Below are 25,543 nucleotides of genomic sequence, written 5' to 3'. Positions count from 1 at the left end.
GGCGCTCTACAGGCGGCCTGATTGATATCCGTAGCGCTTTAAAGAGAGCTCCGCAACTTCTCTGCTGCTCGTAGAATAAGTTGGCGAGCGTCCGAATCGAAGTACGCCTCTGACAAGAGGTTGTCGATCGCTGTACGAAACGCTATCGCCTCGTCGCCATGATGCATAGTTTCGCCTACAAAAGACTCTACGATCGCCAGGTCATCGTCGAACAAAATGAATGAGTTTTGGGGTGCGGTGGGCAGTAGTACCCCGAATGGGATGATGCCGAGCTTGATATGAGGAAGTCCAGTGAGGCTGAGGAGTCTGTCGAGTTGCGCGAGCATGGCAGGTGCGGGACACAGCAGTAGGCGCAGGGCGGCCTCGGTTATCACGAACTCAAATGTTTTTGAGGTGTCGTAGAGAATCTGCTGTCGACTCATCCTCTGGGCGGTCGCGACCTGAACCTCATCAGGATCCGCCCCGTGAAGTCGTACGCCTTCCTCTATTCGGCAACGCGCGTACTCGGCTGTTTGTAGCAGGCCGGGTATGTAGATGATCTCAACGTTCCGGATGGTCGTGGACCTTGCGGCCAGTTCATTGTAATTGCGCTGGATTGTCGCTTGCCCCAGGCGTACCTGCTGCCTCCACTCCTGGTGTAACCCTTGAGCTTCGCTTAGGAGATTTGTGAGTGCTTGGCTCTCGTCTGCGCCTATGTGGCAGGCTTGTGCCCAACCGAGAATGTCATCCTCGGTGGGCATCTGCTTTCCGGTCTCAATCTTCGACACTTTGGATTGTGTCCACCCGAGCTCGCGTGCCACCTGGCTACCAGTGAGGCGCGCGCTACGTCGATGGCTGCGGAGTCTCCGGGCGAGACCGCCGGGCCGATTGAGCCATTCTTCGATGGAGTTCACGGCTCGGTGATGTTTCTTTCTGTTGCGAGAGCTAGGGTGCTGTGTTTGACGGCGAGGTCCCACGACTGGCGGTGCCGAGCAACGATTTCCGGTTCGGAAATAATCTCGCCACCCAGTGGCTCTCCTTGCTCGCTAAATCGCATTATCGCTAGCCGGCGAGAGTCGAACAGCCACCAATCGTCTTTTATTGGAAGCCCGATTGAGGTGCCCCGGCTGCGGGGAATGTAGCGGATGACTTCACCTGCGGCGATGTTGTACTGTCCGCTCCACATCTCCCAACGCTGGTAGTCCGTGGGAGGCTCCTCCAGTACGCGTACCCGTTCCACCCTCTTGCCCTGGGTCGTGGCGGCATGGATCTTGTCCAACCATGCTGCGTAGAACGGGAAATCCGTCACGGGTCGAGGCTCACCGGCGAGAAATTCCTCCAACGATTGCTGCTCATCCGCCACCGTGTAGACAGGCTGCACCTCTAGGCGGAAGGCCGTGTCGGTGAAATACCGGAACAGATTGTTGAAGTCGTCGCCGGTGAGCTGCTCGCCCATGGTCAGTTCGCCCGCGCCAAGATGCCAGCAATCACGTCGACGGGAACCTCGACTGCGGTCTCATTCTCGCCCAGGTCGCGCAAGTTGGCGCGGGTTGCCTCATCGATCCGCCAGCCCTGGACGACGTAGTTGCCGTTCTCCGCCCTGTACAGGGCGGGGCAGTTGCCGGTACCGCTCTCCTGCCACTTCCGGATGAACTCGAGTTGCACAGGTCGCCCCTCTCCGCCGTGAGCGCTCCGGTGGCGCCCTCGCCAGCTTGATGCTCGCATGTCGAGGGACATTCGGCAATATTCTTCGTCAAGCTGGCTTCGGTACCCGATACTGGGGCTCATGGGCGTCAAGACCATTCCAGCGGAAGAATATTATTCTTCCGCTAGTACAGGCTGTCGACGTCGCTGTCGGGAGTCTAGAGGGGCCGGGATGCTTGGGGGCGGTCAGAAGCGCACACGAACTTCTCTGCCGAGGCGCGGGCTACGAACCCGCTCCACTGCTGACGCCCGAAGATCAGCGCGGGACCGGCCGGGTCCTTCGAGTCACGCACGGCCATGGCCTGCTGGAGGTCCGCGACTTCGATGCAGCCGCCGTTGTCCTGCGACTTGGTGCTCTTGCGCCACCTGGCGCGGGACAGGTCGGGGATCACCCTTCGCTCCTCGCCGCTTCCTCGTGCTGACCGGCTACAGTCGCGATCAGGCGAGCAGACTCCTGCTTGCTCAGCGCCGACGCCGACATGTGGTTGTACGCAAGATTACACCGGCGCAGGTCCTCCTCTTTCTCTAGATACAGGTTGCCGGCCTGCGCTTCTACGTACACGACGGGCGTGTGCAGCCGCTCGTCGAAGTCGAAGATCGTCATCGCGCCCAGGGTGCCCGGGTAGCCGCCGCTACGGAAGGGAACGACCTGCACGGTGATCGATGTGGGTAGGTTCAGCAGGTGTCGAAGCTGCCTCGCCATAACCTCGGGCCCACCTACCTCGCGACGTAGCACCGCTTCATCGAAGATTGCCCAAACTTCCGGCGGCTCCTCGGTCAGGACGTTCTGTTGCCGCTCCATGCGTATCCTGACCTGCCGCTCCCGTTGATCTCCGTCGGGTAGCAGGGCCACTGTTCCGGCGGTGGACCGCGCGTACTCCTCGGTCTGGAGCAGGCCGTGAACCACCATGGGCTCGAAGGCACGAATCCTGGTGGCCGCACTTTCGATGCCGAGGAACGTCGCGAAGGGTGTCGGAACGCCCCCGAACTTGGACCACCATCCACGCTGCTTGCCAAGCTTCTGAAGCGAGAACAACTCGGCGCGCATCTCCTGGTCAGCGACGTTGTAGGTGTCGAGCATGGCCTCCAACTCCACCCTCACCATGCCAACCTCGCCAGCTTCAATCTTCTGGATCTTGCTTACTGAGCAGCCGAGCCGTTCGGCGATCTGAGCTTGAGGCACGCGGGCCTTGTCGCGAAGGCGACTGAGCTGTTCCCCGAGTTGCCATCGCGGGATCGTCGGGCCAATCGGCTTGGGCATGAACGCCTCCATGGTCGCTGCTGCCTGCGGTAACGCGGTCGCTCTCGCGCCTCCCGGCTGGCGCGGGGTCGCCACGGATGGCGGGCCGGCGTCAGCTGGAGCTGGCTCTACTAGGGACGACAAACTTACATCAGAAGATTGACAGCCCTGACGGAGAATGTCAGGCTCATGCCGAGAATATATTCTCGTGCAGGTGGTGGGCGGCTGGCGGTGCGTCTGCAAGGGCTGTGGGTGGTGACCTAGGCGTCGGTCCAACTGGCGTCGACGTCTGGCCGGGCATCCGGGCACCTCGGGCCGGTGCATGTGGCGAGGCGAGGCTGTCGACCAGGGTGTGAGTAGCGGGAGGTGATCAAGTCATGGCTCCGAGACGCGGCGGTGGCGTGAATCAGGTGACTGCGACGCTGGATGTTCCGGGCTGCTCGACCGAGCGAGTGGCCACGGGTGGTGTACTTCTGTCACATCTCCCCGGTCCTCGTGGACTCCGTCTCGAGGTCGTGGTCGGCCGTTTCGACCCAGCCCGCGCCCGTGGAGCTTCGCCCCCGTTGTCAGGCGCGTTGGCCGCAGATGCACCACGCGCTGCAACCTCTTCCGGCGAAATCGATGGGAGTCAGCGGGCGCTCGCGTCCGGTGTGGAGGCGTCGATGGCGTGGACCTGCGCGATTGATGCTTACATCAGGGACGGGCACGGAAGGGATCTGCGACCGTGATCATTGAGGTGAAAGACGTCCAAGTGGCAGAGATAAGCGAGGCTCACGCGACGCTGATGATTCACCGCCCGGAGACCTCCGACGGAGGTCTGTGCTTGGGGTGTCTAGATTTCGTCTGCCGATTTGCATGGTGGCCGTGTCCACAGGCGCGTTGGGCTAGCGCGGTGCTTCGCCATCAGATCGATGGCAAGTCGTCATGAAGGAAGTCTTGCGAGAACCGATCGCGTTGCGTACGGAAGCGCGACGACGCATCTACGCGGCTCTGTTGGCCGAACCCAATCGGATCTGGACGGTCACCGACCTCTCGCAGCAACTGCCTGACGTCGGAATCAACCTGCTGCGGACCACACTGCTGCTGTTGCTCGGCGACCGCCTGGTGGAGATTGAAACTAACTCTCGGCATCGATCTCTGGCTCTCCGACTGACCCAGGTTGGGACCCGGACCTTGGCTGTCATCCTCAGCGGCTGCAGAGCGAGTGAGTTGTCAGAGCCGACATCAGCGGGTCGGCGAGGACGGGGTCCACAGTGACGACGGCAGCCGCCACGGCCCGTGGTGTGGTTTCCGCAGATGCGCTGGGCGGCCCACGAGCGGCGTTACGAGTGATAGAGGCGCACTTGGTGGTGGACCCATCGGGCCGCTGCGCGGCATGCCACCAATGGGAGCCATGCGCGCAGCGCAACCTCGCTTACTCCGCGCTTCACGGTACCAACGTGTTGCCGCAGCGCGAGCCCTTGGCCCTGCTGACAGTGCGGTCAACCTTCGATGCGTTCCAGGCTGCCACCTGATGCCTCCAGTGCGGCCGAAGCACCACCACGGGCACACCTGTCACTGCTGCCAGCACCTCCTCTTACGGAAGGGCGTGTGTCAATGAATGACTCGGCGATATGGCTGCCGACCGTCGACGGCCTGGAACTGCCCAACGCTGCCCGGATGTATGACTACTTTCTCGGTGGCGCCCACAACTTTGCGGTTGACCGAGCGGCTGCCGATGAGGTGATCGACGCCGCACCGGAGGTCCGGGACGCGGCGAAGGCCAACCGCAGCTTCCTGCGTCGTTCTGTCAGCCACGCGCTCGACAACGGTATCCGCCAGTTCCTTGATCTCGGGTCGGGCATCCCGACCGTGGGTAACGTGCACGAGATCGCGCACGCACTGGACCCGTCCGCGACGGTGGTCTATGTCGACAGCGAGCCCGTTGCCGTCGCTCATGCCCGCGCGCTACTTCGTAACGTGCCCACCGCCGATGCCATACAAGGCGACATCCGATACCCCGCCAGGATTCTCGGGCACGACCAGACCCGCTATTTGATCGACTTTGACCAGCCTGTTGCGATGCTGCTGGTCTCGGTCCTGCACTTCGTCCCCGGCGACGTGGCCGGCGTGGTTGATGCGTTGCGCCAGCGCATGGTTGCCGGCAGCTACCTCATTGTTTCGCACGCGAGCCCGGTTGTGGCCACCGCTCAGACCAGGAGCGTGGAGCAGCTGTACGCGCGTACGTCTACCCCGCTGTACCTGCGTGGTCGCGACGAGATTCGTGCCCTATTCGGTGACCTCGCTCTTGTTCACCCCATGGTCGACGGGGCCGCGCCAGCCGATCTGACGCCGGTTCCCTGCTGGCGTCCGGACCCCGGCGCCCCCGCCCTACCGCCGGAGGTGGCCAACAGCCCGTTCATCGCCGGTTTTCTTGCCGGTGTTGGCCGCGTACCGTCGCCGCTCACGCGCGTCTCCCCGGCCGCGCCGCTGCGGCCGGCACGCGCGCTCAACCATCCCGGCCGCTTCGGTGCAACGCCAACGTCACGCCTCGCCCCCTTGCCAACCCTCAGCTAGGACCAGTCAAACATGACATCGCCCCACGGGATTCGGATCGCCAGCTCAACGGGTTTCGCGACCATGACTGACAGCGGCTTCGCGCCGATTGACAGGTCTCGTCCGCATCCTGCCCGCCGCTACGACTACTGGCTGGGTGGCAAGGACAACTTCGCCGCCGACCGCGAGTCCGCCGATCAGATCGCCGCAGTGTTCCCGCAAATCCGCGGCGCGGTGGGAGAGAACCGGCGCTTCCTGCGCCGAGTCGTCTCGTACCTGGCCGCCGATGCCGGAGTTCGTCAGTTCCTCGACATCGGAATCGGTTTTCCCAACTCGCCGAACGCGCACGAGGTGGCCCAGGTGGTCGCCCCGGCGTCCCGGTTCGTGTACGTGGACAACGACCCGATGGTGGTGTCCCACGCCCGCGGTCGGATGACCAGCACCGCGCAGGGCACCGTGACCTACGTGCAGGCGGACCTGCGCGAGCCGGAGTGGATTCTGGCTGACCCGGCGCTCACCGCCGCCCTTGACCTGGACCAACCTGTTGGCCTGCTCCTCGTAGCGGTGCTGCACTACCTTGCCGACAGCGACGACCCCTACGGAGTGGTCCGCTATTTGGTCGAAGCGCTGCCGGCAGGCAGTTACGTCGCGGTGTCGCATGCCACGTTCGACAACCTGCCGCCGGCCACGGTCGATCGACTTGCTTCGTTGGTCACCGCAGGGGCGGGCCACGGCACGTTCCGGGCCCGTACGCGTGGTGAGGTGGCCCGGTTCCTCGACGGGCTCACGCTGGTTGATCCAGGGCTGTGCTCGACCGTCGATTGGCGGCCTGGCCGTTACCCGCATGCGGAGGCCGATGCGGTATCCGCCATGGCTTACGCGGCGGTCGCCCGCGTCGAGGAAAGGTGAGTCAGGATCATGGTTCGTGTTCCGATCGCGCTGTTCAACTACGAGAACGGCGGCCGTTCCCCGGACGGCGGCTACGACTTCAGCCGCCTGCAGTGCGCGTTCGCGGACGTGGACGAACCACCAGCGTTGATCTTGTTTTGTGAGGCGAAGAACTATCGCGATCACGCAGGAGTGGCAAAGTACGCGGCGGCCGAGGCGCTGTCGGATGCCCTCGGCGTGCCGTACGTGGTGGAGCTGGGCTCGATGCCACGCGGGCCGCTCCCGCCGGCGATCTTCTACAACCCGAACCTGCTCGTCCTGCGGCGTTGGTGGAACCAGGACGACCCGGGCGTTTACGACGACCAGCGTAACGTCGCCCGGTTCGCCGTTCGCGGCAGCAGCCGCACGCCCGAGGAACGTTTGGAGTTCCTGGCGTTCGTGCACCACTGGGAGCCACTCTCCGGCGACGTACGGCTGGAAGAAGCCAAACGCGTCGGTCGTTACGGTGGCCCAGAGCCGCTGCCCGTGATCGGCGGCGGCGATTTCAACGGGACCGCCTCCGGCAGCCACCTTCCACAGGGGGATTGGGTGGCAGCGCCGTTCAGGCAACGCGCTCACAAAGGCGTCCTCGGCTCGGATGGCACGTGGGGGCCAGACACTCGCGCGCTCGATCACCTTATCGGCGAATGGGACGAGAACACCCACCAGCGCCGGGACGGATGCGGCTTCCACGCCGTCGCGGAGGTGGCCTGGCGTGCAGACCCGTCCCAGCCGATTCTGCCTACCGTCAACGCTGGCGTTGACGCGGGCGGTGGACTGCTCGTCGACTGGCTCCTCGCCAACACCGCCATGGCTGATCACATTCTCCCGGCGACCTACCAGGTGCACGTGCCTGACCCCGGCCACCAACCGCCGTCCGACCACCGGCTCGTCACAGTGACCGCCGAGCTGTAGGGACCAGTGGCGCGACCAGCAGCCGTCCCGTTGTCCATGACATGCAAACCCCGAAGGGAACACACGTGATTGACGCAAGCCCTGGGCACGACCGCCCCGCGAAGCCGCAAGGGCGACTCACCGAGGAGTCGAACCATGCGCAGGATGCTGACCGAGCGGCCGAGCTGCGCAACGTGCTGGTGGACAAACTGCTCACGGACGGGATGATTACCAGTCCTGCCGTCGAGGCAGCGATCCGGGCAGTGGCCCGCGAAGGGTTCATGCCCGCCGAGACTCCGTTGGAAATCGCCTACGGCGTCGACAATTCAGTCGTCACCAAGCGTGACGCTCACGGGGTGCCGATCTCGTCGGTGTCCGCGGCGTACATCCAGGCGCGGATGCTGGAACAGGCCGAGCTACGGCCGGGTATGACGGTGTTGGAGATCGGCTCCGGTGGGCTGAACGCGGCGTATATCGCGGAGATCGTTGGCCCGGACGGGCACGTGGTCAGTGTCGACATCGACGCCGAGGTCATTGACCGGGCGGCGACCCTGCTCGACGATGCCGGCTACGCCAAGCGGGTCCGCGTGCTGGTGGCGGACGCCGGGCACGGGGTGCCCGACGGAGGGCCGTTCGACGCGATCATCGTGACGGTCGGCGCGTGGGACATCGCCCCCGCGTGGGTGGATCAGCTCGCGGCCGAGGGCGTGCTCGTCCTACCGCTGATCATGAACGGGGTCACCCGCACGATCGGGTTCCGCCGCACCGGGGACCATTTGACCAGCACTTCGACCGAGGTCGCCGGGTTCGTGCCGATGCAGGGGGCAGGGCAGCACCTGGAACGGGTGTTCCTGCTCCCCGACGCCAACGGAAACAGTGTGAAGCTGCGGTTCGACTCCGGCGTCCCCGACGACGTCAGCCAGCTCGACGGCATTCTCGCTACGCGGCGGACCGACTTGTGGTCCGACGTCACGATCAACCACGGGGTGTCGTTCGCTGACCTGCACCTGTGGTTCGCGTGGTTCCTGCCCGGCTTCTGCCTCCTCGCCGTCGACGAGGAGACCGAGTTGGCCGCCGAGCGCGGCGCGTGGTTCCCCTTCGGTGTCGTACGCGGATCCGGACTGGCCTACCTCGCGATCCGGCCCGCTCTCGACGGCGCCGGTGTCGAGTTCGGCGCCCGCGCCTACGGCCGCGACGGCGAGCGGGCTGCGTCGGCGATGGTCGAACAGATCCGGGCCTGGGACTACATCGGTCGGGACAACGAGGCGACGTTCCGTTACTGGCCCGCCGGCAGCAACCAGTCCCAGATTCCCCTTGACGTCGCGGCCATGCACAAGATCCACGGCGTCGTCACGATCTCCTGGCCCACTCCCGACTGAGTGACGCGCAGCTCTATCGAGCAGGGCCAGGTAACCAACAACCCTTTCTCAACCCTAAGGAGAGTGATGTCGATGACTCCACCGACCACGGTCCTCGACGCCCCCGCGGCCGAGGATGTCCGCGATGACGACTTCGTGCTGGACATGCGGGTGATCGAGGCAACCACCCCGTTGGTGATCATGATGTGCAGCACCAGCGACGGCTGCGGCTCCACGTGCAGCACCAGCGCGTGCAGCACCTCCTCGTACGACCCCGCCTGACCCAAGCGATCAACCTCATGCCGCCGGAGCCCCCCGCATGGGCTCCGGCGGCCCCTCCCCAACGCCGCCAGGAGGTGACGCATGCCCAAAATTCACCGATACCAGCCAGTCGGCTCCGTGCTGGTCCGCGCCAGCACCCACCCAGACCCCGGAGCTTCCACACCGCTGGACCTGACCCGCACGACTCCGCCGGAAGCACTTGCCTGGTTAAGCGCCCAATGGACCCGTCCCGACCTACGCGAAGCCGTCACCATGGCCAGCCCCGACCTCGCCGCCCGCGTGCATCAACTCCTCGACCCCGACCTTGACCCCTACGCCGAACCCGCCACGCCGAAGGCCATCCACCGTGCAGTCCTGGCGACCGCGTCCTACCTCCTGCGCTGGCAGCGGCGCGTCACACCCTTCGGGCTGTTCGCCGGAGTGACCACCGCGACGATCGGACCGGCTAGCGCCACGGTCCGCGACGATCACCGAGCTGTGGCGCGCGCTGACGCTGACTGGCTCACACGGCTCGTCGACCGCTTGGAACAGGATCACGACCTGCGCCGAACCTTGTCAGTTGTCGCCAACAGCGGCGGATTCGTCCGCGACGGCCGGTTTATCGTCGCCGCTCGGCCGAAGCCTGGCCAGCGCGCACCCGGCTCGGTTCGCGAGACTTCCGCCAGATATACCCGCGCCGTACAGGTAGCGCTCGCGTGCGCCGCTCAACCGGTCCGCTTCGACCAGCTAGTCGCGCGAATCGCGGATCAGCTGCAGCAGGCGAACCACCGCAAGATTGAGGCGCTCTTGCATGGCCTGATCGACGGCCATGTCCTCATCACCAACCTTCGCCCGCCTATGACTGCGGTGGATGGGCTGGCGCACGTCATCAAGACGCTGCGCGGTGCGGTCGACGCAGACCTGCCCGAGGTGACAACACTCGCCGGGCGGCTTGGCGAGATCCACGCCCAGCTTACCCGCCACAACTCGGTCACCAATTCGCGCAAGCAGGCGGAACTCCGACCCATGATCGTCGAGTCAATGGCCTGCGCTCTCCCTAGCAATGAGTACCCGCTGGCGGTCGACGTGCGGCTTGATGCGCAGGTTCAAATTCCGCAACGAGTGCTGGACGAGGCGATTAGCGCCGCCGGAGTGCTGCTGCGGCTGACCACCCAGCCGTTCGGATCAGCCGCCTGGCTCGACTACCACATCCGCTTCCGCACGCGGTACGGCCCCGGCGCGGTGGTGCCGATTTCTGATCTCGTCGCCGACTCTGGCCTCGGATACCCGGCCGGCTACCTCGGTGCGCCCAGAGCGCGCCCGGCGTGGCGGGTCCTGACCGAACGCGACGCCTACCTCTTGGGGCTCGTTCAGCGGGCCAACCTGGACCAGGCCGACGAGATTCGGCTGACGGATGTCGACATCGAGGCCATGACGGTTGGCGATCCCACTGCGGTGGTGCCGCCACCCCGGGTGGAGCTGGGCGTCGCGGCTCACGCCCCATCCACAGATGCCCTCAATGGCGGGGACTTTGAGCTGCGGATCACCGGCGCACCTCGCGCCCACACCAGCATGGCAGGGCGCTTCGCCAACCTGCTCGACGGTGACGACCGCGAGCGCTTGGCGAACACATACGCGAGGCGGCTCTCGATGGAATCAAACGACGTGGTGCCAGTACAGATGTCGTTCCCGCCCCGTCGCGTGCACAACGAAAACGTGGTCCGAGTCGGCCGGCTGCTAGTCGATGTGGTGTCAGTGTCCGAGCACCAGGACGGCAAGGCGATTGGCATTGAGGATTTGGCCGTGACATGCGACGCCCACCAGTTCTACCTCGTCCAGGCATCCACAGGGCGACGCATCGTCCCTCACGTCCCGCACGCCCTCGACGTCACCGTGCAAACCCCGCCTCTCGCCAGATTCATCGCCGAAGTTGCCGACGCCCGCAGCGCCGTGTTCGGCCCCTTGGACCTCGGCGCCGCCGCCCGTACCCTGCGGTACACCCCGCGCATTCGCTACCAACGCACCGTCCTAGTCCCGGCCCGCTGGCTCCTCACCGCCGCCGACGTCACCGTCCCGACCGACAAGACGAACACCACGGTGCCAAGGACGGGCGACCGAGCCGGGAACGACCAGGATGACAAGTGGGACAAGGCCCTCCACACGTGGCGTCGGCGATGGCGCGTGCCGGCCCGCGTCATTGCCTGCTACGGCGAGCTGCGTCTACCCCTCGACCTCGATCAACCCCTCGACCGCGCTGTTTTGCGCAACCGCCTTGGTCGCGCCCGCCAGCTCGAGGTACGCGAGGACGGACCTGCCGATGGGCACGGATGGTCCGGCCGACCAGTCGAGCTGCTCATACCCATGACGCTGACCACGCCAGAGATGCGTCGTCTGCCCGTCACCGCTCCACCAGGCGAGACGCTTCGACCGGGAGAGTCCTCGGTTGTGCAGGTGCAACTGGTCGGCAACCCGGCCCGCTTCGACGACATTCTCACCGATCACCTACCGGTGCTGGTCGACAGCCTCACCGATCTCGGGGTGTGGCGTTGGTGGGTACGCCGCCACCGCGACATGATCCGGCTCGAAGCTGATCAGCACCTGTCCGTTGTTCTTCACCTGAAGGATCCCACCGGCTACGGCGCAGTCGCCGCACGCCTGGCAAAGTTCGCCGCCAACCTGCACGCTCAGGGACTTCCCGCTGACCTCTTCTTTTCGGCCTACCACCAGCACCCCGGCCGCTACGGCCAGGGACCCGCAATGGAGGCGGCCGAACGGGTCTTCGCCACCGACACCGCTGCCGCAGTCATGCAGCTGCGCATGGCACGCGAGACCGGTATCCCCACACAGGTGATTGCCGCCGTATCCATGGCCCAACTCGCCGCCGGGTTTGCATGGGACGCCGTCTTCGGGTACCAGGCGTTGCTGGTTTGCCTCAAGCAGCACACCGAGCCCACGAGCCGCGCGCTTACTGACCAGGCGCGCGACCTGGCCGACGCCGCTGGAACGTTTCGTGGCCTCCGCATGCTGCCTGGTGGCGAAGCGGTCGCTGCGGCTTGGAGGAGCCGCCGGGACGCGCTGCGGGCGTACCACGACAGCCTCCGGCCGCAGCGTGACCCGGCGGATGTACTCCGTACGCTGCTGCACGAACACCACGTTCGCGCAGTCGGAGTCGACCCGGAGTTCGAGCGCAAGACCGGGCACCTCGCCCGTGCCGCAGCCATGCGCTGCCTCGCCCAGGCGAGGTCACGATGACCGCTCCAGCCCTGACCCTGCACGAAGCCGAGGCACAATCGCTGGCGTCTGGCGACATCGGGGCAGCGCTGCTCGCGATCGAGCGGGCCTTCAACGGCGCCAGCGATTGGGCAACCGCCCAGGTGCTGATCAAACAGGTGACCGCCGGGCCAGTCGACGCGGCCCCTCATACCGGGCTGTACTACGGCGCCCCCGCCATCGCCTTCCTGCTCCACACCGCCACCGCCGACGGCCGCCCACGCTACGCGGCCGCCCGCCAGGCGCTCGACCAGCATGTACGGCGACTGACCCGACAACGCCTGGCCACTGCCAACGAACGCATCCGTCTTGGCCGGTCGGCGGCCTTCGCCGAATACGACCTCTTTCACGGCCTCGTCGGGCTCGGCGTCTTCCTCCTACACCACCTGCCCGGCAGTGACGAGTTCGGCGACCTATTGCGCTACGTGACCCGGCTGACCGAATCCCGCCCGCACAACGGTCAGCGAGTCCCCGGATGGTGGGTTGACCATGACCCCGACCCCATCATGCCCACCCCAGGCGGCCACGCCAATCTCGGGATGGCACACGGCGCGGCTGGGTTGCTCGCACTGCTCGCTCACGCCACACATCAGGGCCATCACGTTGACGGCCAGGCCGACGCCATTGGCGAGTTGTGCGCCTGGTTCGACCGGTGGCGTCAGGACTCACCGCACGGCGCCTGGTGGCCACAATGGCTGACGCGCGACCAGCTTCGCACCGGGCAACCAGCCCCAGACGCCTCCGGACGACCGTCCTGGTGCTACGGCGCTGTGGGAATCGCTCGCGCTCAACAACTCGCGGCCATCGCCACTGACGACCGCATCCGCCAGGCAGCCGCCGAGGAAACACTCGCCGCGTGCCTGGCCAGTCCCCAGGTTCATCGCATCACCGAGACCGGGTTGTGCCACGGGCTCGCCGGGCTCTACCAGACCGCATACCGGGCCGCTGCCGACGCCGTCACCCCGCTCATCGCACGGCAGCTCCCCGCGGTGGCCGAACACCTTGTACGCCAACAACACAGCGACAGCGGATTCCTAACCGGCGGCATCGGTACCGCGCTCACGCGGGAGACGATCCGCCGAGGACAACCGCCTTACACGAGGTGGGATGCATGCCTGCTGATTTCCTGACTCTCCCCGTGACGCAGATCGCCTCGCACGTCGAAGCTGTCCTCGCAGGGAGAACGCTCCAGGCGTCGGCGGATGACCTCGGCGTCGCCCCTGCCGACCTCGCTGATGCCATGGAAACCTACCGGGCCGCCGGTCTCGCCGCCCTACACCGCTGTCAGGAACATGCCTGGTTCCAGGCCAGCGTCGCCGTGCTGGACTGGACAACAGCAGAGGCAACTTTCGCGGAGCACATCGGCCCACGCCTCAATAAACTCGAAGAGGGGCAGGCGGCGTGGTGGTTCTTACGCAAGCATCCCCACTGGCGGCTACGCGTACGCACCACCCAACACCAGACCGTTGAACTCATCCTCGATGACCTCGTGACGTCCGGTATTATCGGCCGCTGGCGGCCGAGCACCTATGAGCCCGAAATAGCTGCCTTCGGCGACACCACAGCCATGGACACCGTCCACGACCTGTTCTGCGCCGACAGCCGAGGCGTCCTCACCTACATCCGCCAATCCGCGCCGCAGCTCGGCCGCCGGGAACTCTCGCTTCTGCTCATCAGGGCACTCCAACAGCAGGCCGGCCTCGACTGGTTCGAGGCCGGCGATGTTTTCGATCGGGTTGCCCAGATGCGACCGACGCCAGCCGATACCGAAACCTCGCGAGTCGAGAGCCTCGCATCGCGTATGCGGCCACTACTGACCATCCCGGTGCAGGTCGACACGCCGCTCTTCGCCCCTGGAGGACCCGTCTCCTTCGCCGCGCCGTGGCTGGCGGGCTTCGCAAATGCTGGTCAGGAACTCGGCCGAGCAGCCGCAGTCGGCGAACTCGGCCGTGGTCTACGAGCAATCATCGCCCAGACCGTGATCTTCCACTGGAACCGTCTCGGGCTATCAGCCGCAGCCCAAGGCATCCTCGCCCGTGCGGCGAAAGCCGCCATTATGCACCGGAGCTGACCATGCAAAATCCCACAGTCGCATCCGCCGTCCGGCGCTTCCCGCTCCTTGGCCGCCCACGGCCCGCCTGCCCTGCGTTACCGCAGCGCATCAGCGATGTCACTGAGGCCGTGGAAACCGCGAAACGGAAGGCCGTGCAGGGGCTGGCCGATGCAGCCCACGTCCTTAACAAAGCCGCCCTGATCGCCAGCGACGTCGGTATGCCGTACCTCGCCCGGCAGCTGTGCTGGCACCACATCGACGCCTACCGTCGATTGAGACGTCCACTGACGCTCCTCGAAGCGCGCTATATGCTCGAACCGGTCCTCAACCTTGCCCGTCTGCAGATCCGCGCCGATCAGGGAACCGCCGCCGTGCGAGTCCTCGAAGCGATGCACCGCGCGGTCACCGGTCGTTCCGTTATGACCATCGAGGGAAAAGCCCTTCCAACCGCAGACCTTGTCGGGGAGCAGCATGAACGCCGGCAGCTACGCGAGTGGGTCTGGCTACAGCTCGTCGGCGAAGGAGTACGCGCTTACGCTTTTGCCGGCCGTTGGGCAGACGCCGCGGAACACGCCCGCATCTACAACGGCATCGGTGTCCATCTTATGGAGGGCCGCCAAGCCGCGATCATTTCCCATTGTGTGAGAGGCGACCTCTTGCGTGGCCGGGCACTACTGGCCAGGAGTACCTCAACCGAACCGTGGGAACAAGACGTCGCCGCTTGCCTGCGCATGATCGCCACCGAGGCCGGCGACGCGCTCTTGCAAAACCATCTTGCGACGGCTATCGCCCGATTTACCGGACGACCCCCGATAGCCGGCTACGCCTCGTACCGCGCACGCCTCGGTCTTACCATCGCCACTCTCGCTGGCCCCCTCCGACCGGAACAAGCAAGCGAATTTCTCCGTCGCATCGCCGAGGAGGCAGGCAACGCCGCAGACGGATACGCGGCGCGTGACGTGCTCGGGTTCCGAGAGCCCATTGACGGCATCACCGAACAGCAACGTCGCCGCCTCAGCCAGCTGAAAGCCGCTTCAGGACTGGGGATCGGTACGCTACCAGAGTCGACACTATCTCGACTGAACAGCGCGACCAACGACGCGGTTGCGGTCCTCGACCTGGCACTACAATCACCGGCCGGAGGCCGCAGGGGTGAGTGAGTCGGGTGGTAGCCAGGCCTCTGCGGCGGCGCACGGGGTGCTCGGGCGAGAAGATCGCTAGTGCCAGGCGCGCACCCGGAGATCAACGCGGCAGGGGTCTCCCGGGGTCGCTAGCTGTCGAGCTGGGACCAATAGTCGGACATCCGCTCGGCGTAATACGATCACTGCGGCGGCGCGACCAACGACTTCCGCAAACACTGGTCTCGCCGCGCGCGTACTGGCGACTACGGGTCAGCAGCGCGAAGCCCGCTTGTCGTGGACCCAAGGCGCCACAAGGACTGTTGACCCTCACCGGTGTTCGTCCGTCCCCTTGACCGGCGCGAAACTGCTGGGCCTGGCCGCCGCGGCTCACGTGCGGGAGCGGGGCGTGCGCTTCACCGCCCTTGAAGCCGGCGAGGCCCCAGTCGCGGCCGTGCACCAGTTAAGCACGTGCGGCTGTTCTCCCCGGGGCGCTACAACATGGACCGCACCTCGGTTGCCTGCTCCAGGACGCCGGCTGGACCGAGCCCGACCTCGACATCCTCCCGACCGGCAAGCAAATCGCCGCGGACTACCTCCAGCCCTTTGGCCGACCTCCCCGCGCCGAAGCCACACATCCACTACAGCACCTTGGTGGCAGCGGTTCCCTACCTCGGCCCGGACCGGGTACGCACCATTGGGCGGGAGACCAACCTGTTCTTGATCCGCCTCACCACCGGCGAAACCTCTGGGCGCGGTCATCGACGCCTCCGGCACCTGGGCACACTCAATGTCCTCGGCGCCTCCGGGACCCCCGCCCACGGCGAGACCGACGTGACCGTGCTGCTAGACCGGGCCCTTCCCGACGTCCTCGGCGCCAAACGCGACTGTCTCGCTGGCCGGCGAACCCTGGTCGTCGGCGCCGGCCACTCGGCAGCGAACACCCTGCTGTCCCTGCACAATTTTGCCGAGCAGGAGCGGAGGATCAGGGCTACCTGGGCGATCCGCGCGACCAGCCCCGCCGCGCCTACGGCGGCGAGACAGCCGATGCACTCCCGGCACGCGGCGCCCTCGGCATCCGGCTACGCGAGCACGTCGAAGCGGGCCCGATCAAACCGTTCACCGGGTTTTCTGTCCACTCCGTAAGGTTGCTGCCAAACCTTGGGGTGGAGATGTCGGAAGGATCCCGCGCGATTGGGGTCGACCACACCGTGGCCGTCACTGGCTTTTGCCCGGACCACACGATCGTTTTCAAACTCAGCCCTCGAACTGGACCCGATCATGGGCTCCACCCTGGCGCTCGCGCCGCTGATCGGCCCAAGCGAGCAACCCTGCGGCGCCATCCCGCGCCCGGCGTCAACGAACTAACCCACTCAAGACCCCTCGCCCGGAAGGGCTGGGACGGATCGTCTCGTTGATAGGTCGCTTGGAGCAGGCGATCAGGGGCCCGCCTCGTCGACCGCACGTGAAATCGGCGGTACGGGCATTGCCCCGGTCAGGTCTTTGACAGCATCCCGACAGGCGGCGCGTCAGCGGACCCTTGATAGCTCGGGTAAACGAGGTGTGGCAGGTGACCAAGGATTCGGCGATGATGGCGCCTATCGAGAGGCGGCGGTTCGGGGGCCGCGATCGGTCCGGCTCGGATGCGCGTGCTGCGGCGGGGGCGGACCACCGCACAGGTCTGAGCCGGCGGTTGTGGCGGGCGGCCGCTGCTGGCCCATCGCTCCGGCGTGAAGTCCATCAGGGCATGCAGATGAGTGGTGGATGGCGGTGGCCGGGGGTACCGAGGAGCACTCCTCGGCACCCCGGCCACATTCAGACGCTCGGACCCTTGCAGGGGCTTATAGCGCGAATTGAACGGCTAGTCCTAAGTGTCCGGCCCATTCCATCCAGTTGATCAATACGCTGCTCTCTGTGGTCTTGAGGGGGGCTACGGCATCGCGTGCATGTCCGGCGAGGACATGAATCATGTAGATGAATATGGGCGTGAATCTTACTTCACGCCCTTTCCGGGGCCAAATCCGCAGTTCAGGCGTTAGTGGACGGTCGATCCTTCGTCGGATGCGAAGGCCGGGACCGCGCACCGCCCGGCCTGCCTCTGAGGTATGGCGACAACGGTTATCGGTTGTGATCTCCCGCCGCCGTGATCTCACGATCTCAACGGTTCAGAAGCCGTCGAGTGACGGTAGAATGCTTGCTTGCCTGGAAAATCCTGTGACCTGCGTTTTTGCTGCCCGGCAGATGCCACTGGTGAATGGGGTTCCTGTGCCGGATGAACTTGTCCTTGCTGTCGCGACCGCGCTGACCGCCAAGGGAGCTGAGCTGCTTGTCGACGCTGGTCGGAGCGCTCTCGCAGCTATGCGCCGGCTGGTTCGCTCACGCTTCGCCGAGAACACCGCCGACGTGGAGGTCCTGGCGGCAGCGGCTGCCGATCCAGACAATCAAGCCCGACAGGCGGAACTTGCCGCCGTACTGTCTCGCGTGATGTCCGAGGATCCGGCGTTCGCGGCGACAGTCCGAGCGCAGTGGCGCCTTGTCGAGGCGTCAGTGGCCGCGCCAGGTCACGTATCCAACCAGTTCGATGGCACCGCGAACAAGGTGGTACAAGCGCGGGACGTCCACGGCGACATCCACCTCTGAGGCAGGGCCTGTCGAGCTGGGAGGCGTCGGTGGAAGTGCAGTCGTCAAGCAACCCGTCTGACCGCGGAGCCGATGCCAGCAACGAGTTCAAAGGTGTAGTCGCCGGAAGCGTGGTGCAGTCTGGGGCGATCCATGGGGGAGTGCATCTCCATAGCCACGGGTCGGCGCCTCAGCTTGTCCCTCGGCAGTTGCCACCCTCTCCGGCGCACTTCATCAACAGAGTGGAGGAGGTCGCTGTGCTCGACCGCCTCCTGCGGCGAGCGACGCCCGCACTGGCCCTGCTGTGCGGGCCGGGTGGTGTCGGGAAGTCAGCGCTTGCCCGATGGTGGTCGCACGCTGCGCGTGACGGGTTCACCGACGGGCAACTCTATGCCGATCTTGGCGGGTTCAGTGACGCGGGTCCCGTTGACCCGGGGGAGACCCTTGCCAGTTTCCTGCGAGCGTTGGGGGTGGCCCCGGAACGCATCCCGTTGAGCCTGGCAGAACAAACCTCTCTATATCGGACCATCACCGCCGGCCGTGCGCTGTTGGTGGTGCTGGACGACGCATACTCCGCCGGGCAAGTCAGACCGTTGCTGCCAGCTTCCCCGTCAGCGGTGCTGGTGACGAGCCGCCGTCGGCTTGTCGGCCTGCTCCCCGACGGCGCTGAAATGCTGGAGATCGGCCCGCTATCACCCGAGGAGTCAATGCAGCTTCTCGCGCTGACGGTCGGACGGGAACGCGTCGACCGAGAGCAGGAGCCGGCCGCCGAGTTGGCGGCGATCTGCGGCGGACTTCCCATCGCCCTGAACGTCGCGGCGAGTCGGCTGGCCGCTCGACCACGGCTCTCGCTCCGCGCGATGGTGGCCGTGTTGGCTGACGAGACCAATCGGCTCACTCACCTCGCGACCGTGGATGGACCGTCGGTTCGAGCAACGCTCGACGTCTCCTACCGGGGCCTACGCCCTGAAACGGCTGCGCTGTATCGTGCGCTGGCCTGGCACCCGGGTCCCGAGTTCAGCCAGCACCTGATCGCCGCGGCCGCTACCCGGTCGGCGGACCTCGCAGCGTCGTCGCATGACCCTCTCGATGAACTGCTGACCGCAAGCCTGCTCGACGAGGTAGCGGAAAACCGGTTCCGCTTCCACGATCTGTTGCGGCTACACGCGCGCGAAATGTCCCTGCTCCACGACTCGGAGCAGGCACGCCGCAACGTCCTGCACAGGATGCTCGAGTTCTATCTCGCCGCCGCGACGCAAGCGGACCTTGCGATAACTCCATACCGGCGTCGTCTGCCGTACGCGTTCCACCATCCGCCTCAGGCGTTCCCCGAGCTTGCCGACCGCGTCCGGGCACTCGACTGGCTGACCCAGGAACGCCTCAACCTTCTACACGCCGGTAAAGCCGCCCTGAACAATGGGCATCCGGAGCTCGCGTGGCAGCTGTCCGACGTGATGTGGCCACTCCTGCTCTACCGCAAGAACTACCGGGACCGACTCGAAATCGATGAGAGGGGAGTGGCCGCCGCCCGGTCGTGGGGCAATGACTGGGCAGAGGCCAACATGCTCAAGCGTTTGAGCCGGGCCTGCGAGCGGGTCGGGGACACCGACGCCGCCGTACGACACGCCCTGCAAGCAATCGGCCGTTACGAAAAGGCGGGCGACGCCCGCGGACGGCTCGATGCCGAGGAGGGTCTCGCTACCCTATACCTCGGACTCGATGAGCAGGAGAAGGCCGAGCTGCTACTTACCCGGATCCTGCCTGAGAACAGGGACCTCGGAGACAGCCGCAGCATCGGCCTGACCTGCATCAATCTAGCGACACTGTGGACCCGGTCCGCCCGGGCCGTCGACGCCTTACCCTTGCTCCTCGAAGCCAAGAGGATCTTCGCCGAGCTCGATGACATCGACCCCTACAACGCTGCCCGCGTCCTCATCGCGCTCGCCGAGGCGCACCTGAGCGCGGGCGATACCGACGTCGCCGAACGGGAGGCCACGGAAGCCGTTCATCGGATGACCGAACTCGGCTCCGACCACGAACGTGCCGAGGCGCTTACACTCCTCGGCGGCGTCGCCCACATCCGCGGGCACGCGCATCTCGCACGTCGCTACTACGAGCAGGCCGTCGACATCCTCGACATCCTCGGCTCGCCTCGTTTGCGCGACGTGACCCGACGGCTCCAGAACCTCGACCCCGACGCCGAGCCAGTCGTCGACTCCCGACCATCCGTCGCGCGAGACGTCTTGGACCCACCGGCAGTGCAGGACGCATGCGAGGCGAATCAGTGACAGCACCGTCGGTTGGCCGACAACCTCCCACTCGCACGTCATGTGGTGGTCGCTGCGCCGGGCCGCGACCACAATCCGACCCGCCCGATCCCACACGACAGCCAACGCCAGACCCGGCAACGCCCGCAAGAACCACACCGGTGCTACGGTGGGTGATCCGCCTGAGGTGACCACCACCAATACATCAGCCAACCGCACCTGCCCGAAAATGTGCCAATCCCTCAGGGCCGGCGCCGCCGGCTTGTCAACGCGTCGCATCCCTCGGCTCCCCGGACAGCAGATGCGCCACCGGCACAGGATCGACCTGCCGGTGGCGTCCAGGCTCACCAAGGCGCAGGAGCTCGTACATCGTCCGGCGCAACAACACCGCAGCGTTACCCGGCCGTGCGGTCAGCGCCCATCGGACAGCGTCTGAATTCACTGCCTTCGCACCCTCCAACTGCGACGTCAACGGCTGCTCCAGGTCCAGCTTCGGCGCGGTGACCGAGACGAGATGCTGTGGCGACCCGCTCGCCACCGACACCCCCAAGCCGGGCAGCAGAAGCACCCGGCGCCCGATCGCCGCAGAGTAGGCGGTCACCGATCCGTGATCCCCGATCACGTAGTCGGCCGCGACAACCACGGCACGCCAGTCCTGCGTCGGGTCCGGCAACAACAACCCGGCGGCGAGGCAGTCCGTTAGCCACGCCCGTACCTGCCGTCGGCCGTGTGCGGCCCAGACCGCCGGGTGCAGAAGCGCTGCCACCCGGAACCGGTCCTGCGGCAACTGCGTCATCACGGTCGGCAGCAGATCTGGCGCGTGCCCGAACAAACCGTTACGCCCCCACGTCGAACTCACCACCACCAGCTCCCGGCCATCATCAACGCCGAGAGCCTGCCGGTACCGATCCCGCCAGCCCAGACTCGCGGCGAGCCGGTCGAAGCAGGGATCACCCACCACCACGGCCGTCTCCAACGCCTCCGGACACTGCCGCCTCAGCACCTTCAATTCACTGTCGTGCGACAGCACGAGAGCCGCAGGAAGCACACGACCCCCGTCCACGAGCCGCTGCGCGTCCAGCCCGTACACCGGCGGATCCGCGAGAACTCGTCCACCCTGCGGGCCTGGGCACACCCGCTTGCCGTGTCCCGCACCATGGGCCATCACCACCAGCGGCGCGTGCAACTCCCGCAGACCCCCATACGAGGCGGCGATCGCCAGGTCGAACCGCTCCCTGATCGCCTGGTCCCACGGCAACGTCAGTGCGCCCAGACCCGAGAGGTAGGCGGGAACCTCACCGTTGAACACGTCCGGAGCGACGGTGAAGACCACTTGGATCCGCGGATCGTCCTCGAGGTAGCCGACCACGTCCAACAGACGGTGGCAGCTGGCGATCGTGTGCGCGACGGCCAACACCGACCGGCAGCCAGCCCGCGTTACCCACCGGCCCGCGTCCATTCCGACAGGTGCAACTTGCCAACCAAGACTCGTCATTCATCTCTCCCAACGAACAACAAAGGACGTTGGCGAGCATCAATGGAGTGACTGTCGGTAGAGTTGCCATCCGTCTAGCGGCGACCTTGCGGATTCCTTGTCACTGAATGTCTGATTACGGACTTCGAGCACGGACTCTTGGGGGATCGACCAGCGAAGAACAGAATCGAAGAACGCGGTTCCGGGGGACAGCGGAGGAAACGATGTCAATCCAGTTCGCCATCCTGGGCCCCACCGAGCTCAGAGTCGACGACCAGGTCATCCCACTCGGCACGGCCAAGGTTCGCGCGCTACTCGCCGTGCTGCTCTACCACGCCGGCGAGCATGTCCGCGCCGAGACCATCATGGAACTTCTATGGCCGCAGCGCGGTTCGGAAACCGCACGCCGACTTCTGTACGCCCCAGTTAGTCGGGTGCGCGCCGTCCTGCGGACCGCTGGTCTACCTCATGCACTTGTCCGAGGCGTCAACACTGGAACCTATCGCCTCGACGTCGACCGCAACACCGTCGACTACTACCGCTTCCGGCTCCTGGTTGCCGAGGCCCGCCAGGCCACCAGCCAACAGCAGCTCGAACGCGCCGTCACCGCGCTTACCACCGCAATCAACCTGTGGCGAGGCGAACCACTACCCGAACTACGAGGCGCCCAGGCTGAACACCTGCGCCGCGACCTGCAGACCCGGCAACTGGACGCACAGAAGCTCCTCGCCGGCGGCGAGCTAGCACTCGGGCGCCACGACAATGCGTTCACCCGACTCGAACAGCTGATCCCCGCGCATCCGCTTGACGAGCGACTTGCCAGCCTCTGGGCAACAGCTCTCCACGCCGTCGGACGGTCACCCGACGCTCGGCAGTTCGTCACCGCGTTCCGACACCACTACCGCCGACGGATGCGCACCGAGCCCGTCCTCGACATCAGACCCGCACCGCCAACCCCACCGACACCCACGCGCGAGCCACCCCCTGTGCTGCTGCCACCCGCCGCCGCGCCGTCACGGCAACTACCGCATGACGTACGCGACTTCACCGGACGCGACGACCTGATCTCAACCCTCGACATCGCCGTCGCAGGAGGCACCAACATCATCGTCGTGACCGGAATGCCAGGCGTCGGTAAAACCACCCTCGCAGTCCACTGGGCGCATCGAAAACGACAATCCTTCCCTGATGGACAGCTTTACCTCAACGCCGAAGCACACGGTCCGGTCCCACCCCTACAACCCGAGGACGCACTCACCCGCCTCCTCGTTGCCCTCGGGGTCCCCGCGAAACGCGTACCGGCCAATCTCGAGGAACAGCGCTCCCTCTACCAACAACTCACCATCGAACGACGACTCCTCATCATCCTCGACAACATCCTCGACTCCCGCCAAGCCCGACAGCTGATACCCGCCTCACTGACCTGCCTTACCATCATCACCAGCCGAACCCGCCTCATCGGCCTGAACATCCGCGAAGCCGTCCACACCATCACGGTGCCACCACTAACTGAACCCCAACGACACCAACTCCTGCACCGCATCCTTGCCTCACAACGCGAAGACATACCGTCCGAATCCCTTACCAAAATCGCGCGCCTGTCCGGCGGAATACCGCTCGCTTTGCGTATCATTGGCGAACAAATTGCCGTACGCCCCCTTGCCCCTATCCACGAACTGGCTGACGACCTCGCCGCCCACCTTCTCGACTATGAAGGCGACGAAACCGGCGAAACCACGCTCCGAACCATCTTCGCCTGGTCAACCAACCACCTCCCAGCACGAGCTGCCCTCGTCTTTGCTCGCCTTGGACTCTTTCCGGGCCCAACCATCAGCACTCCAGCCGCCGCAGCCCTCGCCGGCATCGACATCCGTGAAGCCGAGGCTGACCTGAGGACCCTCACTCGAACACACCTTGTCGAACATGACGTCGGCGGACGCTTCCGCATGCACGATCTCCTCAGGCTCTACGCTGCCGATCTAGTCAAGACCAAGGAAACCCCTGAGCGACGACACCACGCACTTCGTCGCCTCCTCGACTGGTACCTGCTTTCCGCAGCCAACGCTGCCAGGCTGATCGACCCCACCAACGCCCCGGTCCCCGATCTGCCCCGACCCGAACAAACGGCAATCACCCTGACAACCCTGACAGGGCAAATCGAAGCCATTCGCTGGTGCGAAATCGAGCGCGTCAACCTGGCCCCGCTCGTACAACTCGCCAAGGCGGAGGGCTACTACAGACACGCCTGGCAGATACCAGGCGCCACCCACGGGGCGTTCGGTCGGTACGGCAGTCAAACAGACGTCCTCCAATCACTACAAGTCGCGGTCGATGCGGCCCGCATCGACGGTCACGACGAAGGACTCCTCGGCAGTCTCAACAACCTCGGCACGACCCAGCTCGACGCTCATGACTACCAGCGGGCTCACGACGCCTTCAGTCAAGCCCTCCAACTCGCCGAGCAGATCAACCACGTCCCAGCCCAGCTGCTTTGTGGACACAACGTCGCCGTCGCGCGCATGAGAAGCGGTGAGGTGACGGCAGCGATCCCAATCCTCGAACAAGTCCTAGCCCTGTCCCGAACCAATGAAATACCCCTAGGTGAAGGATCGGCACTGCATAATCTCGGTGACGCCTACCGGGCGCTCAAGCAACATACCCAAGCTGAATGGTTCTATCACGCGGCTATCGCGATATGGGACAAGATTGATGCACCGAGATGGCGTAGCAGGGACATCGTCCGACTCGCTAAACTGGATCTAGAAACAGGCAGTCCCCAACAAGCGCTGGAACGCTGTCGTCTCGCGCTCGACCTTTACGGGCCAACTATCGATGACAGCACCCGATGTGATGCGCACATTACTGCAGCAGATGCGCAACGCCAACTCCGGCACTATGAAGACGCGCTTATGGATGCCGTCGCAGCTCGAGAGGTAGCCGCCGGCAGGCACGATCGGTTGCGCGTCGCCCATGCGCAAGCAGTAACTGCCGACACGCTTGTGGCTATGGGTGACACCGAAAACGCAGAGAAGCAGATTCGAGTGGCGCTGCACGAACTGCCTGACGGGAGTAGCGCGGCTATCCAGTCGCTGCGGGCTCGACTGCTTGCCGCTCGTGCGGAACTTCTGCATGGGCAATCGCGACGCCTGGCAGGATAGCAACGGCGCGTCTCAAAATCCATCGTATATCGCTGGCGATGAACGGCCGCCTTGCGCGGCAGCCGTTTCGGTGCAAGGGGATAAGGCATCCGGTTAACAGGTTGAGGTGTCGCTGCACATCCTGTGGTAGCGCCGTGTGCAGGAGCTTGACCGGCACCGGTGTGGGAAGACGGAACACCCGGTGTGACCGAGGTACGGTCCTTGCCGGTCGCGACCTGCTGCGAGCGAGCAACGCCGATGAGCACCACCGCGCCATCATCACCAGGGTCGTCACCGACGGCGCCGATGCCGAGCATGAAGAACCGGGCTTGGGTCGGCTGTCCCGGTAGAACCCGTCGGTGACCCGGGCCGAGAGGCGCCGCTGATCCTCGTCGGTCATGACCTCGTCGAGTGCCCATGGGATCACATCGCGTGCCGGCATGCGGATAGCCTGCCAGCTATTTGTGCCCGGCACAGCCCTTGGTCGGTCATCGAGGTCTCGGCGGTTCAGACGCCATCCTGGGGTTCGAGGAAGCCGAAGCCCTCGGCTATGTGCCCGCAGCGCGTCGCCGATGAGATCGTCAAAATGCGTCGGTGGCTCTGGTGCGGAGGTGACGGCGATCGACATCTGGGAAGCGAGTCTCGGGTGGGCTCGACGAGCATGCTCAGATCGGTCAGCTCCTACAGGTCATGGGGGTGGCCGTCGG

The 25,543-nt window shown here is 65.4% G+C and carries 19 protein-coding genes; 13 read left to right on the top strand and 6 right to left on the bottom strand.

Features of this window, described 5'->3' with window-relative positions:
* Positions 1–38 precede the first annotated feature (38 nt).
* The 5 genes from ACI2K4_RS29310 to ACI2K4_RS29290 form a co-directional block, all read right to left on the bottom strand.
* Complete coding sequence (locus ACI2K4_RS29310; RefSeq protein WP_404515973.1) at positions 39–893, bottom strand: helix-turn-helix domain-containing protein; 855 nt, start codon at positions 891–893, stop codon at positions 39–41.
* Positions 890–1,435 (bottom strand): DUF6879 family protein, encoded by a 546-nt coding sequence (locus ACI2K4_RS29305; protein ID WP_404515972.1) that lies wholly within the window; start codon positions 1,433–1,435, stop codon positions 890–892. Before ACI2K4_RS29305 ends, ACI2K4_RS29310 begins: the two co-directional genes overlap by 4 nt.
* Positions 1,436–1,437: 2 nt before the next feature.
* Entirely contained in the window at positions 1,438–1,644 is a 207-nt protein-coding gene (locus tag ACI2K4_RS29300) for a hypothetical protein (protein ID WP_404515971.1), read from the bottom strand.
* 197 nt (positions 1,645–1,841) lie between these two features.
* Positions 1,842–2,072: a DUF397 domain-containing protein gene (locus ACI2K4_RS29295; RefSeq protein WP_404516104.1), complete on the bottom strand. Its 231-nt coding sequence runs from the start codon at positions 2,070–2,072 to the stop codon at positions 1,842–1,844.
* Positions 2,072–2,956: a helix-turn-helix domain-containing protein gene (locus ACI2K4_RS29290; protein ID WP_404515970.1), complete on the bottom strand. Its 885-nt coding sequence runs from the start codon at positions 2,954–2,956 to the stop codon at positions 2,072–2,074. The genes ACI2K4_RS29295 and ACI2K4_RS29290 overlap by 1 nt, the downstream gene beginning before the upstream one ends.
* A gap of 1,563 nt (positions 2,957–4,519) precedes the next feature.
* Between ACI2K4_RS29290 and ACI2K4_RS29285 the strand changes: the two genes are divergently transcribed.
* The 12 genes from ACI2K4_RS29285 to ACI2K4_RS29230 all read left to right on the top strand — a co-directional run bounded on the left by ACI2K4_RS29285 (position 4,520) and on the right by ACI2K4_RS29230 (position 20,246).
* Positions 4,520–5,479 (top strand): SAM-dependent methyltransferase, encoded by a 960-nt coding sequence (locus ACI2K4_RS29285; protein WP_404515968.1) that lies wholly within the window; start codon positions 4,520–4,522, stop codon positions 5,477–5,479.
* A gap of 63 nt (positions 5,480–5,542) precedes the next feature.
* On the top strand, positions 5,543–6,367 hold the full coding sequence (locus tag ACI2K4_RS29280) for an SAM-dependent methyltransferase (protein ID WP_404515967.1): 825 nt from the start codon (positions 5,543–5,545) through the stop codon (positions 6,365–6,367).
* Positions 6,368–6,376: 9 nt separating this feature from the next.
* Complete coding sequence (locus ACI2K4_RS29275) at positions 6,377–7,300, top strand: hypothetical protein (RefSeq protein ID WP_404515966.1); 924 nt, start codon at positions 6,377–6,379, stop codon at positions 7,298–7,300.
* A gap of 65 nt (positions 7,301–7,365) precedes the next feature.
* Positions 7,366–8,658, top strand: a complete 1,293-nt coding sequence (fxlM, locus tag ACI2K4_RS29270; RefSeq protein WP_404515965.1) for a methyltransferase, FxLD system — start codon at positions 7,366–7,368, stop codon at positions 8,656–8,658.
* Positions 8,659–8,724: 66 nt separating this feature from the next.
* Positions 8,725–8,919 carry an FxLD family lanthipeptide gene (locus ACI2K4_RS29265; RefSeq protein ID WP_404515963.1) on the top strand — a complete coding sequence of 65 codons (195 nt, stop codon included), beginning with the start codon at positions 8,725–8,727 and terminating at the stop codon, positions 8,917–8,919.
* 81 nt (positions 8,920–9,000) lie between these two features.
* On the top strand, positions 9,001–12,150 hold the full coding sequence (locus ACI2K4_RS29260; RefSeq protein ID WP_404515962.1) for a lantibiotic dehydratase: 3,150 nt from the start codon (positions 9,001–9,003) through the stop codon (positions 12,148–12,150).
* A complete protein-coding gene (locus tag ACI2K4_RS29255) occupies positions 12,147–13,298 on the top strand; it encodes a lanthionine synthetase C family protein (protein ID WP_404515961.1) in 1,152 nt (383 codons plus the stop codon). The genes ACI2K4_RS29260 and ACI2K4_RS29255 overlap by 4 nt, the downstream gene beginning before the upstream one ends.
* Positions 13,280–14,239 carry a thiopeptide-type bacteriocin biosynthesis protein gene (locus ACI2K4_RS29250; RefSeq protein ID WP_404515960.1) on the top strand — a complete coding sequence of 320 codons (960 nt, stop codon included), beginning with the start codon at positions 13,280–13,282 and terminating at the stop codon, positions 14,237–14,239. Before ACI2K4_RS29255 ends, ACI2K4_RS29250 begins: the two co-directional genes overlap by 19 nt.
* A gap of 110 nt (positions 14,240–14,349) precedes the next feature.
* The gene (locus tag ACI2K4_RS29245) at positions 14,350–15,381 is read left to right on the top strand and encodes a hypothetical protein (RefSeq protein WP_404515959.1); all 1,032 of its coding nucleotides are present in this window, start codon (positions 14,350–14,352) and stop codon (positions 15,379–15,381) included.
* Positions 15,382–15,993: 612 nt separating this feature from the next.
* The gene (locus tag ACI2K4_RS29240; protein ID WP_404515958.1) at positions 15,994–16,485 is read left to right on the top strand and encodes a hypothetical protein; all 492 of its coding nucleotides are present in this window, start codon (positions 15,994–15,996) and stop codon (positions 16,483–16,485) included.
* Positions 16,486–17,466: 981 nt separating this feature from the next.
* Positions 17,467–17,979 carry a hypothetical protein gene (locus ACI2K4_RS29235; RefSeq protein ID WP_404515957.1) on the top strand — a complete coding sequence of 171 codons (513 nt, stop codon included), beginning with the start codon at positions 17,467–17,469 and terminating at the stop codon, positions 17,977–17,979.
* Between the two features lie 236 nt (positions 17,980–18,215).
* A complete protein-coding gene (locus ACI2K4_RS29230; RefSeq protein ID WP_404515955.1) occupies positions 18,216–20,246 on the top strand; it encodes an NB-ARC domain-containing protein in 2,031 nt (676 codons plus the stop codon).
* Positions 20,247–20,490: 244 nt separating this feature from the next.
* Here the strand turns inward: ACI2K4_RS29230 and ACI2K4_RS29225 are convergent, their stop codons facing one another.
* On the bottom strand, positions 20,491–21,594 hold the full coding sequence (locus ACI2K4_RS29225; RefSeq protein WP_404515954.1) for a hypothetical protein: 1,104 nt from the start codon (positions 21,592–21,594) through the stop codon (positions 20,491–20,493).
* Between the two features lie 329 nt (positions 21,595–21,923).
* Between ACI2K4_RS29225 and ACI2K4_RS29220 the strand changes: the two genes are divergently transcribed.
* The gene (locus ACI2K4_RS29220; protein WP_404515953.1) at positions 21,924–24,857 is read left to right on the top strand and encodes a BTAD domain-containing putative transcriptional regulator; all 2,934 of its coding nucleotides are present in this window, start codon (positions 21,924–21,926) and stop codon (positions 24,855–24,857) included.
* Positions 24,858–25,543 lie beyond the last annotated feature (686 nt).

The organism is Micromonospora sp. NPDC050397 (assembly GCF_044901685.1).
In the GTDB taxonomy this organism is placed as follows: Bacteria; Actinomycetota; Actinomycetes; order Mycobacteriales; family Micromonosporaceae; genus Micromonospora_G.
This window is presented reverse-complemented; position numbering and strand designations above follow the sequence as displayed.